Annotated in this window: 19 protein-coding genes; 10 read left to right on the top strand and 9 right to left on the bottom strand. The window is 53.5% G+C overall.

Annotated elements, in window-relative coordinates; all coding sequences use genetic code 11:
- Window positions 1–4 precede the first annotated feature (4 nt).
- The 8 genes from BT119_RS01400 to BT119_RS01360 form a co-directional block, all read right to left on the bottom strand.
- Entirely contained in the window at window positions 5–574 is a 570-nt protein-coding gene (locus BT119_RS01400; RefSeq protein WP_072364548.1) for a terminase small subunit, read from the bottom strand.
- A 225-nt stretch (window positions 575–799) separates the two neighbouring features.
- Window positions 800–988 (bottom strand): hypothetical protein, encoded by a 189-nt coding sequence (locus BT119_RS27340; protein ID WP_004663048.1) that lies wholly within the window; start codon window positions 986–988, stop codon window positions 800–802.
- The gene (locus BT119_RS01385) at window positions 948–1,334 is read right to left on the bottom strand and encodes a hypothetical protein (RefSeq protein WP_072364544.1); all 387 of its coding nucleotides are present in this window, start codon (window positions 1,332–1,334) and stop codon (window positions 948–950) included. Before BT119_RS01385 ends, BT119_RS27340 begins: the two co-directional genes overlap by 41 nt.
- Entirely contained in the window at window positions 1,331–1,654 is a 324-nt protein-coding gene (locus BT119_RS01380; protein ID WP_003377395.1) for a phage holin, lambda family, read from the bottom strand. Before BT119_RS01380 ends, BT119_RS01385 begins: the two co-directional genes overlap by 4 nt.
- A gap of 527 nt (window positions 1,655–2,181) precedes the next feature.
- Entirely contained in the window at window positions 2,182–2,541 is a 360-nt protein-coding gene (locus BT119_RS01375; RefSeq protein WP_072364542.1) for a PA0613 family protein, read from the bottom strand.
- Entirely contained in the window at window positions 2,534–4,753 is a 2,220-nt protein-coding gene (locus BT119_RS01370) for a VapE domain-containing protein (RefSeq protein ID WP_072364540.1), read from the bottom strand. The genes BT119_RS01375 and BT119_RS01370 overlap by 8 nt, the downstream gene beginning before the upstream one ends.
- A complete protein-coding gene (locus tag BT119_RS01365) occupies window positions 4,743–4,970 on the bottom strand; it encodes a TraR/DksA family transcriptional regulator (protein WP_072364538.1) in 228 nt (75 codons plus the stop codon). The genes BT119_RS01370 and BT119_RS01365 overlap by 11 nt, the downstream gene beginning before the upstream one ends.
- Window positions 4,963–5,481, bottom strand: a complete 519-nt coding sequence (locus BT119_RS01360; protein WP_072364536.1) for a phage regulatory CII family protein — start codon at window positions 5,479–5,481, stop codon at window positions 4,963–4,965. The genes BT119_RS01365 and BT119_RS01360 overlap by 8 nt, the downstream gene beginning before the upstream one ends.
- Before the next feature lie 639 nt (window positions 5,482–6,120).
- Here BT119_RS01360 and BT119_RS01350 point away from each other — a divergent pair.
- The 10 genes from BT119_RS01350 to BT119_RS01305 all read left to right on the top strand — a co-directional run bounded on the left by BT119_RS01350 (window position 6,121) and on the right by BT119_RS01305 (window position 12,709).
- Complete coding sequence (locus BT119_RS01350; protein ID WP_072364532.1) at window positions 6,121–6,768, top strand: LexA family protein; 648 nt, start codon at window positions 6,121–6,123, stop codon at window positions 6,766–6,768.
- A 39-nt stretch (window positions 6,769–6,807) separates the two neighbouring features.
- Window positions 6,808–8,151, top strand: a complete 1,344-nt coding sequence (locus BT119_RS01345; protein WP_072364530.1) for a hypothetical protein — start codon at window positions 6,808–6,810, stop codon at window positions 8,149–8,151.
- Between the two features lie 272 nt (window positions 8,152–8,423).
- Complete coding sequence (locus BT119_RS01340; protein ID WP_072364528.1) at window positions 8,424–8,999, top strand: hypothetical protein; 576 nt, start codon at window positions 8,424–8,426, stop codon at window positions 8,997–8,999.
- Between the two features lie 8 nt (window positions 9,000–9,007).
- Window positions 9,008–9,292 (top strand): phage antirepressor KilAC domain-containing protein, encoded by a 285-nt coding sequence (locus BT119_RS01335; RefSeq protein WP_024659809.1) that lies wholly within the window; start codon window positions 9,008–9,010, stop codon window positions 9,290–9,292.
- A 140-nt stretch (window positions 9,293–9,432) separates the two neighbouring features.
- On the top strand, window positions 9,433–9,807 hold the full coding sequence (locus BT119_RS01330; RefSeq protein ID WP_072364526.1) for a hypothetical protein: 375 nt from the start codon (window positions 9,433–9,435) through the stop codon (window positions 9,805–9,807).
- Complete coding sequence (locus BT119_RS01325) at window positions 9,804–10,127, top strand: pyocin activator PrtN family protein (protein WP_072364524.1); 324 nt, start codon at window positions 9,804–9,806, stop codon at window positions 10,125–10,127. Before BT119_RS01330 ends, BT119_RS01325 begins: the two co-directional genes overlap by 4 nt.
- A gap of 50 nt (window positions 10,128–10,177) precedes the next feature.
- Entirely contained in the window at window positions 10,178–10,600 is a 423-nt protein-coding gene (locus BT119_RS01320; protein WP_072364522.1) for a hypothetical protein, read from the top strand.
- The gene (locus BT119_RS01315; RefSeq protein ID WP_072364520.1) at window positions 10,597–11,298 is read left to right on the top strand and encodes a hypothetical protein; all 702 of its coding nucleotides are present in this window, start codon (window positions 10,597–10,599) and stop codon (window positions 11,296–11,298) included. Before BT119_RS01320 ends, BT119_RS01315 begins: the two co-directional genes overlap by 4 nt.
- Window positions 11,295–12,443: a hypothetical protein gene (locus BT119_RS27150; RefSeq protein WP_175550540.1), complete on the top strand. Its 1,149-nt coding sequence runs from the start codon at window positions 11,295–11,297 to the stop codon at window positions 12,441–12,443. The genes BT119_RS01315 and BT119_RS27150 overlap by 4 nt, the downstream gene beginning before the upstream one ends.
- The gene (locus tag BT119_RS01305; RefSeq protein ID WP_072364518.1) at window positions 12,440–12,709 is read left to right on the top strand and encodes a pyocin activator PrtN family protein; all 270 of its coding nucleotides are present in this window, start codon (window positions 12,440–12,442) and stop codon (window positions 12,707–12,709) included. The genes BT119_RS27150 and BT119_RS01305 overlap by 4 nt, the downstream gene beginning before the upstream one ends.
- A gap of 60 nt (window positions 12,710–12,769) precedes the next feature.
- Here the strand turns inward: BT119_RS01305 and BT119_RS01300 are convergent, their stop codons facing one another.
- A complete protein-coding gene (locus BT119_RS01300; RefSeq protein ID WP_072364516.1) occupies window positions 12,770–13,819 on the bottom strand; it encodes a hypothetical protein in 1,050 nt (349 codons plus the stop codon).
- Between the last annotated feature and the right edge of the window lie 30 nt (window positions 13,820–13,849).

Below are 13,849 nucleotides of genomic sequence, written 5' to 3'. Positions count from 1 at the left end.
AGGTCTATTTCTCAGTCATGGCGTGTTCAAGGTCAGCGGTTGTCATGCGGGCAGCATCCTCAAAGACGCGGCGAAACGCGCCCGTCAGGTGCTTTTCGATTTGCCACGGGTCGGTCATGGCAGCCAGCTCGGGAGCCAGCTGAGGGGACAGGCCGAACATCAAGTCGCGAACGGTTCGGCCAGCAGTGAAGGCAGCTTTTTTAACCGCTTCCCGCGCAACGAGGTTGCCTTGGACCTTGTGGAACTCAGCCTCGGCCAACTGCCCAAGGTAATACTCGCGATGCGCTCTGGACTTCTGAAAGTCCGGGCCTTTGCTCGGGAGCTGCACCGCAAGTGTTTCGGCGGTCGGCGCAAGCTCGCAGTAGACACCCCGCTCAATCCGGCCCTCTTCATGGCGTGCCGCGACAGCGGCCTTGCTTGGATCGGCAGAGTCGGCGAGCAGCGCTTCGGTTGCTTCCAGATCCACCTTCCCGTCCGGAGTGAGAACCAGGCGGTCCTGCTTTGCCAGTTTGGAAACGTAGGATTTGGCCCAGCCGCGCCGTGCTGCAAAGTCCGACTTGCTGATCAATGTCATGCTGAAATGTCCTGTTCACCCAATGAATACGGGTTGTTCACCTGTTCACCGCAGTTCACTAAGCTGGTGAACTGTCCGCTAACGGAGTTGCGCGAGTCCGCAGCCCCGTATGCCCCGAATACCCCCAGGGTCCCCCCTCTCTCGGGGCGCACCAAAACAGGCCATTCGACCCGAGACGCCGAGATCGCGAGCCAGGGCGCGGGTGACCGTGGGTAGGTCCACGACCTACTTGCTCTGGCTGCGCAGGATCTGCGCGTCGACCTGATCGGCGCAGGTGTCAAGCAGCTTGATGGCCTGATCCTTCAGCTCCCAGACGTCGCCGTTCGAACGAAGGTCAGCCTCATCGGCGTTGATGCGTTCACAAGGAATCAGCTCAGGGGGTTCGATTCGAACCGCTGACGTTTTTGTTACCACCACCGGCTTTGCCGCGCAGGCCGTCAGGCAAAGGCTGAGAAGCCCAATCACGAACGGGCTTGCTGTTGCGCTTGAGGTCTTCAAATTCTTTCCTCGCCTGTTTGGCTTTGTTTTCGCTGGCCTTGATCCGTTGATTCAAGTCCTTCAGATAGGCCGCGTTACGTTGGGCCTCGGCGCGCAACGTGGTGATGGTGGCCTCGCTTTCGAGATTGGCGTCGAGCGCTTTTTTCTTGGCCGTCGCTTCCACTTCCACTTCGCCGCGCAATGCGACGACCCGGTACTGTTGAATGCCGACGAGCAACACGCCCACCAGCGCGATGATGATTGCAGCGGCGATAGCCTTCATAGGGAATCCACCTTCCGGCCTATGAAACGGGCCACCAATTCGCGAATGGCCGTAACGCCAAGAAAGCCAATCGTTCCACCTGCAGCTACCGATAAGCTCGGCGGCCAAGTCATCCACTCAATCAGGCTGGACGCGACCAGACTCAACGAACCGCAGATAAGCGCTTCGAATAAGATCCGGCGCTTACTGGTTTCTTTGGCGTCGTAGAGAATGCGCAGTAGAGAAACGACGATGGCCATGATCATGCCCTGCCACAGTGGATTTGAAATGGCCGCCACGATCCTGGCCCACGTATCTGGTTTGTCGGGCATGGTGCGCATCCGGTTACCCCCTTAGGGGTGAGCTGAAAAACAAAAAACCCGGCGCATTGGCCGGGTTTGATGGTTAGTGCGTGAGCCGCTATGCGGTCGCACCTATCGAAGATGACTACTTTTTACAGGTGGATTCCGGTGGCAGCAAGCCAGTATTAATGCCACCGACGAATATGTAGGCAACACAGCACTAACGCCCCGGCAATGTAGACGAATACCTTCAATCGGCCATTCGCTTTTTTTGCCCCTGTCCCACTGTCCCACTAGACTAGAGACAGGTGGGACGCTTGAAGCCCCCGAAAACAAAGCTTTGTCCCACTGTCCTACCTTTATTGTTATTTCTCCGTGTAAAGAGAGAGTATTTAAACGCACGCTGACGCGCGCATAGCGCGTGATGGTGCCCGCTACGCTACATGTGGGAATGCTGGTTAAAGGTGGGACAGTGGGACGGAGCAACGCAGACGGGGCTAAAACCCGTCCCACCGCGTAGATAGGCAGTGGGACGAGGTAGGACAAGCGGGAAATAGCGAGCCCCCTCAAGCAGCCTTACCCCACAGCAGCCCTTGAATGCTCAGGTGTGCTTGATGCAGACGGTCGTAGTAGGTCTGCCGACTGCAACCGCAGTGGGTGATTTTCTGATGCAGGAAGCTGTCGCCGTTGCAGTAATGCTCACGCACGACCAACGCCAACTCGGGTGCCAGGTGCTTGTTGACGATCAGCTCGATGTCGGCAGACTCGTCCAGCAGCACACGACTGCCGCGCGTACCGCGTATCAGCTCCCCTTTACACTCCATCAGCATGGCGATCATGTTCCCACCCGAAGCGGTTCCGCTCTGCGAAGGCGAATGCAGGTCTTCAGCCCAAAGTTTCAACATCGTATCAATTCGTTTAATCATCGAAGCAAGGCTCATCAAACTTCTCGACAACCAGATCTGACGTCCGGCCCCAGTTCGCGGGCTTTTTGTATACCCACTGTCGCAAGCCGCTCTTCGACAGCACCGATGATCGCGCCCGCTTCCAACCCAGGCGGTGCATGATTGCGCCGACGCGCATCTGCTCTGGCTTGCCCCAGTGCCCAGCATCAAGCTTCAGCGCTGTGCCCAACAGCTCATTACCACTGGTGGTTTCACCGATCTGTGACTCTTCCAGCCAATTCAAAATCAGCCCTTCCCACTCGTCGACCACGAAACGCTCGTCCTGTGCCTCGGCAAACATGGACGACTCGTCACGATTGACCCACCAGATCTCGCCTGCCTGGAAGCAAAACATCGCCTCAGCCCACAACTGATCACGCATTTCACGCAGTTGTTCGAGTTCGACCTTCGTACACGCAACTGGCCAGTAGCGTCGGTTGCCGGTCGCGTCCTTGAGGTATTCCTCTTGGTTGGTCGTACCCACGAAAACACACTGGCGTGGCACGTCGTTCGTTCTCCGGCCATAGCTTTCTCGGTAGGTGTCTGTGGAAGCAGAGAAGAACTGCTTGGCCTTGGTACTCTCGGCCTTGTTGAAGCTGTCCAACTCACCCAGTTCAACAATCCACTTGCCACGAATGGCCTGAAAGCCATCCTTGTCGCCGAGCGCAAAGGGGGTGTCCATGAACCAGTCGCCCCCGAGGATGCTCATGGCGGTTGATTTACCAGCGCCCTGTGCGCCTTCAAGAATCAACACCGAGTCAGCCTTACAACCAGGCCGCATCACCCTTGCGACCGCCGAGATCATCCACCGCTTGCCGACCTTTTTGACGTACTCAGAGGGTTCGACACCCATGACGTCGATGAGCCATTGTTCCAGTCGCGGTACTTGATCCCACTCAAGCTTCTGCAGGTACTCACGCACTGGATGGAACGCATGGTCGTGAGCAACGATACTCACCGCCTCGATCACGCTGGAAGCTTTGACCCGAAGGTTGTAGACCTGAGCCAGCCACTTCATGACCCGCATATCATCGATATCAGCCCAGTCGCCGGTACCACCTCCGTAAGGCGCGGCCCGCAACTTGACGATCTTGGAACTGAATGCACTAAAACTGATGACACCAGCCCAGCGTTCGTCGTTGCCGAGTATCAGCTCAATATTCTGCATATGGGCAATGAGCGCGCCGTTCTCACTGCGTGCCAACTGGTCTTTCCAACCGCCTGCTGCAGGAGGCCTGACGACCGCTAACACCTGACGGCGGACGGCCTCTAAACCCTCGGCGACATGTAGATCATTGAAGTCAGTCCATTTGTCATGACGCTCAACCGAGAAGATAGGCGCAACCACCTGACCACCAACGATCAGGGCGGCGTTGGTGGCCTTTTCCTCGCCTGGGTTCCAAAGCTGCCCATTCGGGCGTTTGGTCTTCCAGTCATCATCGCGGCAGATGATGATCGGTCGACCAGGGAGACGGTCACGCATCAGCTTTGCGACCGCGAGCAGGTTGCCTGCATCAAAAGCAATGGCGACTCCGTATGAAGTCGCCATGTGCAGGCTAGCGCCGGTGGCGTATCCCTCACAGATCAGTAGCGGCTCACCCGGCTCAGGCTCAGGGCCGATCAAATGAAACGCACCTTCCTTTGACATGCCGTAGGGCCAGTAGGATTTGTCACGCCCGGTATCCTGTTGCTTTTCCGGGTAGATCACTTGCAGGCCGACTATCTGATCGCGGGCATTGCTCATCGGGACCAGCACAGCACCTGAACGCGGCGCGTAACGAACACGAAACCCCACGATCTGCTTGCGATCCAGATAGGCGCTTTTGCCTTTATCAGGCATGCGTTTGAACATACCCGCCGCACGACTGGCCGCACGACGGGAAGCATTAGCGGCTACCTCAGCTGCGCGGCGCTTTGCGTCCTCCTGACGAGCGCGCATGACCTCACGCTCTTCAGGCGACATTCGGCCCGCTTTCACCTTGATCTTTTGAGTCTCACCAGAACGCCAGTCGCCAAAACTACCGAAGATCAGCGACTCGTTCTTTTCAGTCCGATGCTCGTGAATGACGTACCAACCGTTCTTTTCCTTGCCCTTGTCCTGGGATGTCTTGCAACGGGTCAACTTGCCGAACACCAACGGTTGAGCAGGCTCAAGGCCGTAGTCAGCGAATTGCCCCAGCACCTCATCGAGCATGACGGGCCTCACGCATTTCCAGCAGGGATTGGCAGGTCAGGCATTGCGTGCAGCCCGGCAAGGCAATACGTCGTGCATCGGGAATAGCCTCTTCACAGGTTTCGCAAAAAAGAAACGAGTGAAGCGTGAGTACAGGTTTGGCCGCACGCCTAGCAGCGAGGGCTTGGTCTATGCGCTCTTGCACCAGGTCGTTAGCAAAGTCGGCAATGTCAGCCATGATCAGTACCCCGCGTCGTCTTATTGACGTAGGAGGCGCGGTTGAACAACCCGAGCAAGCCCTGAATACTGCGGAACACCTGCAGACGTATCTCAGCCAGTTCCTGATCGCTCACGACACCGTCGCCGATGCTCTTTGCCCACGTCTCAGCAAGGTTCGCGACCTGATGGAAGTATTCTGCAATGCCCGTGGTCAACGTCTCGGGCATATCGTTGGTATAAGCCTCTGCCAACTCCTGCCAAGTCGTATCACCAACCAAGGCATGCACTGCGTCCAGAATACGGCGGTCCTTGGTCAGCTCCAGGATCTCACCGAACTCTTGAATGTTGACTGTATGGCTCGGGTGAGTCGGTGAAAGCTTATGTTGCAGGGTGGTGGGGTTTCTGCCGGTGGTGACGGCTATTGCAGCAGCGCCGCCAGGGTAGTCCCTTGCAGCATGGTAAAGCGCGAGGTCGAGCGGCAGGATCTCCCGATGCGCCCGTTCAACACAACTCAGAGCAATTCGGCTCATGGCATTAATCCTTGTAAGTTGCCAGTGCCGCGCAGCATGTAGTGGTGATACATTTGCCGCGTGGCTTGAAAGGGTTCACACGCCGGTCTAACCGGCACCGTGCCGACGCAAACGATCCGTCGTTCGCCTCTGGCGCAACAGCTGCCCGCTCTGTGGTGGAAGAGGCAGCAACTCAAGGCATCCGTGCCTTGAAAACGCGATGAAGACCGACGTATTGCATGTGGTGTGCCTGTCAACCTTGATCGCGGCCCGGCTCCGCTGTGGTGGCGCGGGCTGGGGGAAACTGGGCGGCCCTTGGGTCGCCTTTTTTCTATGCTGCGGCATGCAGTTGGGATTCAGTGATTCCGAAGTGCTCAAGCACCTCATTCAAAGAGACGTGCCCTTGGCTCTCGCGAGCTAGAGATTTGAGGAGAGCAACACTTGGATCTTTGCTTGCATATTTGACATGGAACCTGAGGTAGCTCGTAGCGATATGGCAGCGATCTGCGTAATCCCGCAACGACTCAGGATTTAAGCCATGGATGTAGTCTCGAAGCTTCATAGCATCACCTCCAAAACTATAAATTAACCCGAAGGGTTATTTTTTTCAACACCCAAAGGGACATTCACCTCAAAGGTTAAGCCGATCACAATCCGAGCATGAAAATTTCCGATACTCGACTACAAAATTTCCGCAGGCTCCTAGCTGAGCGCAAGCTCCGCCTCACGGATGTGGCCGACATGCTCAACAAAGCTCCCGCCCAGGTCAGCGCCTTTGGAGGAAAAAACCCAACGAAGGGTATTGGCGACCAAATCGCACGTGAGCTGGAGAAGGCACTGGGTTTACATAATGGCTACCTTGATATGCCCTACGGCGTAGGTGAGTTTAATAACGCAACAGTTTTAAGCCTTACGGGACGAAAACTACCAGTCATTGGTTCTATTGCTGCGGGTTTGTGGTGCGAGTCCCAATCTATTTTTGATCCGCAAGATGCAGAGGAATGGATTGATGCGCCTGGCCCGGTCGGCCCTAATGCCTTCATCCTTCGAGTTGAGGGGATGAGCATGGAGCCGAAATTTGTAGAGGGTGATAAAATCGTCATTGACCCATCACTCGATGCATTACCAGGTCATTATGTAGCAGCGAAAAGGGCAAGAGATCAGTTCGCAACCCTCAAGCAACTAAAACAAGAAGGGGGAGAGATGTATTTGTATGCGCTAAACCCCGACTGGCCTGACAGAATAATACGAATGACTGAAGATTGGAGCATATGCGGGCGGGCTCGATGGAAAATCACGGACCTATAACAGTACAATCCTGAAAATCATATCAGATAAGGAAGTCTCATGAAGTATAGAACCAGCGACGTGTTCGGAGTAAGAAGCTTACTAATAGAGTCTTATATCGAACGGCCCAGCGTGGATGAACTATTCAGCTCAGCACTGAGCGAAAAAAACCAAGTAATAGTTTACGGTTCTTCAAAGCAAGGGAAAACTTCGCTAACGCTAAAACATCTTAACCCAGAAGACTACGTAAAAGTTGAATGCTCACCTCAAACACAAACAATAGACATTTACAGATCTATACTCAGACAATCAAACATCACCTACTTCGAAAGCAATACTCAAGGTATTAGCTTTGAAATCTCTTCAAACGTTAGCTCCGGTGTGAAAGTGAAGGTGCCGTTCCTAGGCGAGGCGAACCTCGGAGCTGGAGTTGCTGACAAAGAACTGAAAACTGACACATCCAAGGAACTATATATTGAATACAACCTTGAACTCGCCCAAGACGTTTCTGAGCTTCTTAAAAAAAAGAAAATTAACAAATTCATAGTGCTTGAGAATTTTCACTACCTTTCGCTGGAGGTACAAGAAAGACTAGCATTTGACCTACGAGTTTTCCAAGATCTGGGCATAATCTTTATAGTACTTGGCATATGGCGCGAAGCCAATCGATTGATCCAGTTTAACGGCGACTTATTAGACCGCGTAACTGAAGTGCCGGTTGAGCCTTGGACAGATGAAGACTTCAAGAAAGTAATAGAAAAAGGTTCCAAGCTCTTGAATGTCAACTTCTCAAGGGTCACTGACGCACTTATAAAATCTACATTTGATAGCGTCGGCGTCCTGCAAGAGTTATGTAAACAATGCTGTATTGCCGCGGGCGTGACCACGACATGTGACTCGGAAACTTTTATAGAGCAGACTCATCTTGATACAGCGCTGAAAATTAAAGCCAGTGAGTACGGTGGCAGGCATATAAGAAACTTTGAATCTTTTGTCGATATTACGAGAAAGACAAGCAATCAGAGTGGTAAACCTTCACTTGCATTTCCATACTACTTTATCAACCTACTGCTCACAACCGACCTAACAAACATTGAGAACGGACTGTCCAGATCATCATTGCTAGTGGGGATTAGGAAGATCCATCACCGACCCGATGATGTGCGCTCGGGAGACCTAGGCGCTTTCTTGCACAACATAACGCAACATCAAATCAACAAAAGCATTCAGCCACCATTTGTAGACTATGATCGAGGTAGTAAATTACTTAAAATTATCGATTCATCTTTATATTTCTTTTTACGATACTGTGATAGAGAGGAAGTATTGGCGGACATCCCTCACCCCGTAACCGACAAATCGCACGACCTCCTGAGCGACTTGGAGGAGGAAGACTCCGTGTGACGACCCTAGGAGAATACCCCAAAGGTTAATTTTTGTTGACTAAATAAACCTTTAGGGTTAGAAAAGCCTCACTCTTCCACCACAGAGCGAGGCAACACCATGCACTCCATAGCAACGCTGCACGTCCACCCCAAGGTCACCGATCCGCTGCGCGTCTTTGAAATTCGCCATCTGGCTATAGTGGCTGGCTGTACTTTCATCACCAGCAAACCCAAGCGGCCCATCCGCGCTCTCCCTGCCCCATTCGATCCGAACGATGGAGGGCGGGCAGCATGAGCAAGTACAAGCTCGACGCCAAGACAATGGCCTTGATCAAAGCGCAGGCCAAGTTGACGGAAACGTTCAACCACACCATTCGCTCCGCAAAGAGCGGTGCCCTGCCCTTTCGCCTCAAGGTCGAACACGCCTCAGCGGAAACGCAGTTCAGGGTCGAGGTAGGCAACCAACGCCACTCCCTGACGCTGCCAAACACTCCGAAGATGCACCTCCAGTTGGCAGCTTTTATCGAAGAGATAGCTAACGGTCCTCTCGATCTAGGCACATCCGCAGCAAAGCGCACCGATGGAAAATCCAACATCCTTGACGAGCAACTGAGTCTGCAAGTCTTCGATCTGGTACGCCGGGGTGGCATGCTCAGCCTGGACGTTGGCCTTGAACAGCCGATTCATGTCTCGGTTCATCGCAACAGAACCCGAACTGCAGCAACGACCCTCATGACTATCGGAGTCAGGCAGCCTCGGACCAAGTGTTTCACGCTGTCTGGCCCAGATGCCGAAATCCATGAAAAGGTCGTTGAGTCCATCAATCACCTGGCCAGCATCGCGACTCCCGCGATGCAAGCGGCATAGGAGGATTGATGGAACGCACCTTAGCGCAGACCGCCAAGCAACTTGGCATCAGCAGACCCAAGCTCATCGCCCTGATGAGGGAAAAGGCATTGCTCAATGATCGGAACCTTCCCGCCTACCCCACACGGGACCGCGAGTACATGCGTGTCAAGGACGGTAGCTGGTTCCATCACCAGTGGGGCCTGCAGTACAGCCAGTCAACCAGGGTAAAGCAGCCCGGCATACGCTGGCTCGCAGAACAACTGGGACTGACTGTACCTGAAATACCGGCAGACCACCGTGACGTGGCCTAGGGAATACGCTCGCCAGATCGTCGCGCTGCATACGCGGGAAGAACGCAATGCAGCGCTTCTGGAAGTTCCGGAACACCTGCGCGAGCTGACCAAACGACACTGCCTGAACAGCTGGAACCACCCCAAGCGGAGAAAACCGAATGAACCAAGAAGCGATTGACCGTTTGCTGATTGACTTGCTGCGCATTCCGCCAGAACAGCGCACTCAGAACGACGTTGCTGCTGTCATTGCTGGCATTAACTCAGCCGCGCGACTTGAAGCTGTCGCGGCAACGCCATTGCAGCAGGAGCAATTCAAGTTGCTGGCCATCACTGAGTTTTTGGCATGCGAACTTCAAATGGTCGATGCCCACGTCACGCTCGACCTTAGCATCACTCAACCCCAATGGATCCCTCTCACCCTCACGATGCGTCGACCTTGCGCAGGTTACGTATTTGGGCGCGGACGTACAGCACAAGAAGCGCTCATGGACATGTACGACTACATTCCCCCACCCAAAGAAGCTGCGGCATGAAGGACCACAGCCAAAATCCGCTACGTCTAATGCCAGCACCGGAAGCGGCTACCGTCGAACTGCTGTATCGGACCTTCGGAGATGTACTCATCCCCCTAGACAAGCTGCGCGAGCAGTACTTTCGAAACCTCAACGAGCGGTCGTTTGTTGCCGAGATTGAGAACGGACGAATTCCGCTCCCGATCACCACCTTGGACACAAGCCGCAAAGCACCGAAGTTCGCGCACATTCGGCACGTCGCAGCTCTGATCGACATCCGTGCATACAAGGCCGATGAAGAGATGGGCAATTCTCAAACTGAATCAGACTCACCGATATAACCCAAACGGCTGCCACCACCAGCCGAGCCACCCCACCAGGAGCACACCACATGACTACGATTCAAATCTGCGTGTTGATCGGACTCATCATTTCCGCCGGCCTGCTTTTATGTTTTGGCTACATGATGGGCCGTAGCGACGGCATCAAAGTTGGCATCACTAACGGCGAACAAGTACCGCGCGAACAAGACGTACTGGCGATCCATGAGCTTGAAGCATCATTGAGGCTGATCCGCACAGACAATGAGCAATTGGCGCGACACTGCGAAAGACTCCAGCGAGGTATGGCGTTTGGTGCGCAAGAACGAGACGCGCTGAACGATATAGCCGAGAAACTGAGAATCGCTGCAGAGACTTTCAGCGCGTTTCGTACCGGCAAAAAGCTGGAACGCGATTGTCTGGCGCTCCGGCAGCAGGCGTTGCAAATGGCTGAAGCGCTCGGCGTATCAGACCAGCAGGTGAACGCAGCATGAACCTACCTATCCCCCTGCTGCGGCTCAGCCCGCAAGCCGCTGGCGACCTGCACCAGCAGCACACCAAAGCCATTGCCGAACTCCGCGCTACGGCCCGCTTCAACAAAGAGCTGAACAATCGACTTAGGTCGATGATTGGCCCTGACGCTTTGCGCACCTTGCGCAAGGACGTCGAGAACGCACTGCTACTGGCCGATCTGGTCGAGGAGAATGACCAGGCGCAGATGCTTTACGTCGTCGGCACAAAACCAGAAGCGTCCGATGAATCAACTTGCAACCAAGCATCGGAGGAAAGCGGCAGTGATCGCTCACAGACTGACCACCAGCCGCAAGCCGCTTTGCTCCGCAACAGTAGTTGGAGCACCACACAAAAAACAAACAGTCTCTGCTGCGCAGCAGCAGGCATTACTGCTATCCCCAGCAGCACCACCGAAGCGTCTGTACCCCACGAAAAGCTGCGCGAGGCAGACACTCATGATGCAACGCTAATCGCTCAAAATCGCCCGCCCGCGCAGCCTGTGGTGGGGGGTAAGGCCCTGTCGCAGATCTGTGCCAGACCGTTCCAGTCTGAATGTCCCGTGAAAGAGCTGTACCCCTTTCCCAACGATCATGAACCCAGCCTTTCAGACATTGGGCTGAGATGCACGAAGTGCGGCCTGCAGGCCAGCGCTACGGTCGCGAATGTGGTGAAGCCATGAGCCGCACGGGAGCGCGTGACAAAGCGCGCAGGCAACTTACCGAGACCATCGCAGTGTTGAGCGACAGCGTGGCCCTGCTCGGTAAGTCACGCACACTGGTCGGGAATATCGGCACTCCAGATGCAACTCAATACATTGCAGATTTGGATGCCTTTTGCGCCCGTCTCTTTCCTGGCCAAGTACACCAACACCCCGATAATTTGGCTGTCGACAACTTCGCTGCAGCCATGAAAACAAAGCTAGCCGAAGCTCGCGCTAAAGGTCTTCGTGGCTGGAGTGAAACCAGAGTGCAGGATAGAACGCTGGCAGAGATGTTGGTCGAGCATATTCCCAAGGGAAACCCTGGCAACTTCGAGGACATCGCCAACTTTGCGATGATGCTTCATCAGCGTGATGCCCACCCTCAGGAACTGACATTCGCCTATAACGCGATGCTCAGCACAATTCCAGCAAGAAGGGTTCAGAGCGGGCTCAGTAACATGGCCACGCCCAACACAGTGGTGGCTAAAGAGCGCCCCATACTATTCAACGGGCCGATGACGCACGCATTACTGGCAGGCCAGAAGACAGTAACGCGCCGGTTGGTGGAAACTCCTCCCCGTACTCCACACACGGAGCTTGCCGAGGGACGTGGAGCGCAAACGGCAGATGTACACACGGCTGATTGCCCTTACGGCAAGCCAGGTGACCGGCTTTGGGTACGCGAGACATGGATACCCTGCCCCGACGCCGGACATGAGTCCTGGAGCAACCACACCTTTAGTTACTCGGCGTGGGTGAGAACAGGCAAAAAAATCTGCGACGTTCCAGCAGCCCTTCGCAAACCGAGACACTGCATCTACCGGATAGATGTAGTTGGTGACTCCTACGGTTTTAAATGGCGGCCCAGCATCCACATGCCGCGCTGGGCGTCCCGGACTCTGTTGGAAATAACAGATGTACGCATCGAACGGCTGCAAGACATTACGCCGGAACAAGCCATTGCCGAGGGCGTATTGAGCTGCCGCGACCATCTGGACCCAGATGGCATTGGCTACTCGGAAGATGAGTTGTTCTCAATTCTTTGGGTGTCGCTCAACGGGCAAGAGAACTGGAACGCCAACCCGTGGGTGTGGGTAGTTGAGTTCAAGCAGGTGAAGCCATGAATACATTTTTCCTACTCATGGCCCAGTACGAAGGCCAAGCAGTCATTCCGTTAGATCGCGTTTGTAGAGACTATATGCATTTGACGGTTGAAAAATTCAAACGAAAAAGACTTGATGGCGAGATCGATATCCCTGTGGTGCGCCTGGGAGCCGACAGTCAAAAAGCGGCCTTAGGTGTTCATCTAACAGACCTGGCTGATTACATTGATCGACAAAGAGAAAAGGCAGCAAAGGAGCAAAATCAGCTAATGGGCAGAGTGGCATAACATTCACGAGACGGACATCCGGGACTTCTTATACAGCCGCAATGATGCGGCTGTTGCAGCCTAAAGGCCTGCAAGTTGTCCATACAATCGATTGCGGGCGTCCACATCAGATTGAGGCTCACCCGGAAACGCTCCAGACGATGCCATTCTTTCAAAATGCTCAGTTTCAGGCTTGACAAAACCATTACTCAAACAATGATCTGACAGCCAACGGTACGTCTCACATGCCAAGTGATCTATGTGATCCCTAAAGTATTCGCGACCTATGCAAGCGTTACTTAAAATTAAAGACGCGCCCAAGCGTCGAGCCATGTCTTGTGAGTAAACAGGGAGGGTCTGCGCAAACCTCTCGGTTATATACTCCACCAAGGCGAGAATATACATCAACATGTACGGCAATCTTGAATACAAAAAAGACCATTGAGTATGAGACTGCAAACCCGAAGAAAAAATAAAGTTTATGTTGTACTGCTCTGTTTTTATAGCTTTGTGATCGGTAAACAAATGCATTGCCTTATTACATACTCCATCAAAGCTGTCTTGCTCAGTCTTGTCATACCTCAACTTAGCTAAATATCCTGCATCAAAACGTCCTGACGCACCAATGAGATTTAGAACATTACCAATACGCCGAGAATGTCCCTCCACCCCACCCGCGTTCTGAGGACGCAATTTAGACGGATCATAAGCGATCATGGCTGAAAAGGAATTTTTATCTAATACTATAGACTCCAATAAATAAAGACTTTCTTGGATCGGCTTCCTTAACAGCATAAATGATACAGCCAACTTTCCTTTCCTAGAGGCTTCGATTGCTTCGAAAATACAATGCAACATATCTGAAAGCACAGCCGGAAAAGCAACTGTCACAAGAACATCTGCTTCCTCCTCGATACGACCGCTCAGTCTAAGCCAGTCAATTAAATCATCAGCCTCATCAATCGCTTTTTTGTCACGATCGCTTTCCAATTTTATATCAGTGACGAATATCCCCTGCTTCATACCTGAAACCAGAAGCTGCGCCAGAACATCATGGACATCAAAACAAAGCTTGTACGCAGAATGAAAGATTTCGGGCAGCACAGTATTATGTTCTAAGAGCCTTTTCATTATTAAACTCCGACGCTTCGCTTGATTACT

Origin of the sequence: Pseudomonas sp. NFACC10-1, from assembly GCF_900119195.1 — a bacterium.
Classification (GTDB): Bacteria; Pseudomonadota; Gammaproteobacteria; order Pseudomonadales; family Pseudomonadaceae; genus Aquipseudomonas; species Aquipseudomonas cerasi.
The sequence above is the reverse complement of the archived record's forward strand: the minus strand, read 5'-3'. Positions and strand labels throughout refer to the sequence as shown.

Coding starts and splice junctions, on each gene's coding strand:
- BT119_RS01360 (WP_072364536.1), bottom strand. CDS start 5,481: ATGAGCCGAATTGCTCTGAGTTGTGTTGAACGGGCGCATCGGGAGATC.
- BT119_RS01340 (WP_072364528.1), top strand. CDS start 8,424: ATGAGCAAGTACAAGCTCGACGCCAAGACAATGGCCTTGATCAAAGCG.
- BT119_RS01335 (WP_024659809.1), top strand. CDS start 9,008: ATGGAACGCACCTTAGCGCAGACCGCCAAGCAACTTGGCATCAGCAGA.
- BT119_RS01385 (WP_072364544.1), bottom strand. CDS start 1,334: ATGAAGGCTATCGCCGCTGCAATCATCATCGCGCTGGTGGGCGTGTTG.
- BT119_RS01350 (WP_072364532.1), top strand. CDS start 6,121: ATGAAAATTTCCGATACTCGACTACAAAATTTCCGCAGGCTCCTAGCT.
- BT119_RS01380 (WP_003377395.1), bottom strand. CDS start 1,654: ATGCGCACCATGCCCGACAAACCAGATACGTGGGCCAGGATCGTGGCG.
- BT119_RS01305 (WP_072364518.1), top strand. CDS start 12,440: ATGAATACATTTTTCCTACTCATGGCCCAGTACGAAGGCCAAGCAGTC.
- BT119_RS01300 (WP_072364516.1), bottom strand. CDS start 13,819: ATGAAAAGGCTCTTAGAACATAATACTGTGCTGCCCGAAATCTTTCAT.
- BT119_RS01330 (WP_072364526.1), top strand. CDS start 9,433: ATGAACCAAGAAGCGATTGACCGTTTGCTGATTGACTTGCTGCGCATT.
- BT119_RS01370 (WP_072364540.1), bottom strand. CDS start 4,753: ATGCTCGATGAGGTGCTGGGGCAATTCGCTGACTACGGCCTTGAGCCT.
- BT119_RS01345 (WP_072364530.1), top strand. CDS start 6,808: ATGAAGTATAGAACCAGCGACGTGTTCGGAGTAAGAAGCTTACTAATA.
- BT119_RS01325 (WP_072364524.1), top strand. CDS start 9,804: ATGAAGGACCACAGCCAAAATCCGCTACGTCTAATGCCAGCACCGGAA.
- BT119_RS01320 (WP_072364522.1), top strand. CDS start 10,178: ATGACTACGATTCAAATCTGCGTGTTGATCGGACTCATCATTTCCGCC.
- BT119_RS01400 (WP_072364548.1), bottom strand. CDS start 574: ATGACATTGATCAGCAAGTCGGACTTTGCAGCACGGCGCGGCTGGGCC.
- BT119_RS01365 (WP_072364538.1), bottom strand. CDS start 4,970: ATGGCTGACATTGCCGACTTTGCTAACGACCTGGTGCAAGAGCGCATA.
- BT119_RS01315 (WP_072364520.1), top strand. CDS start 10,597: ATGAACCTACCTATCCCCCTGCTGCGGCTCAGCCCGCAAGCCGCTGGC.
- BT119_RS01375 (WP_072364542.1), bottom strand. CDS start 2,541: ATGATTAAACGAATTGATACGATGTTGAAACTTTGGGCTGAAGACCTG.
- BT119_RS27150 (WP_175550540.1), top strand. CDS start 11,295: ATGAGCCGCACGGGAGCGCGTGACAAAGCGCGCAGGCAACTTACCGAG.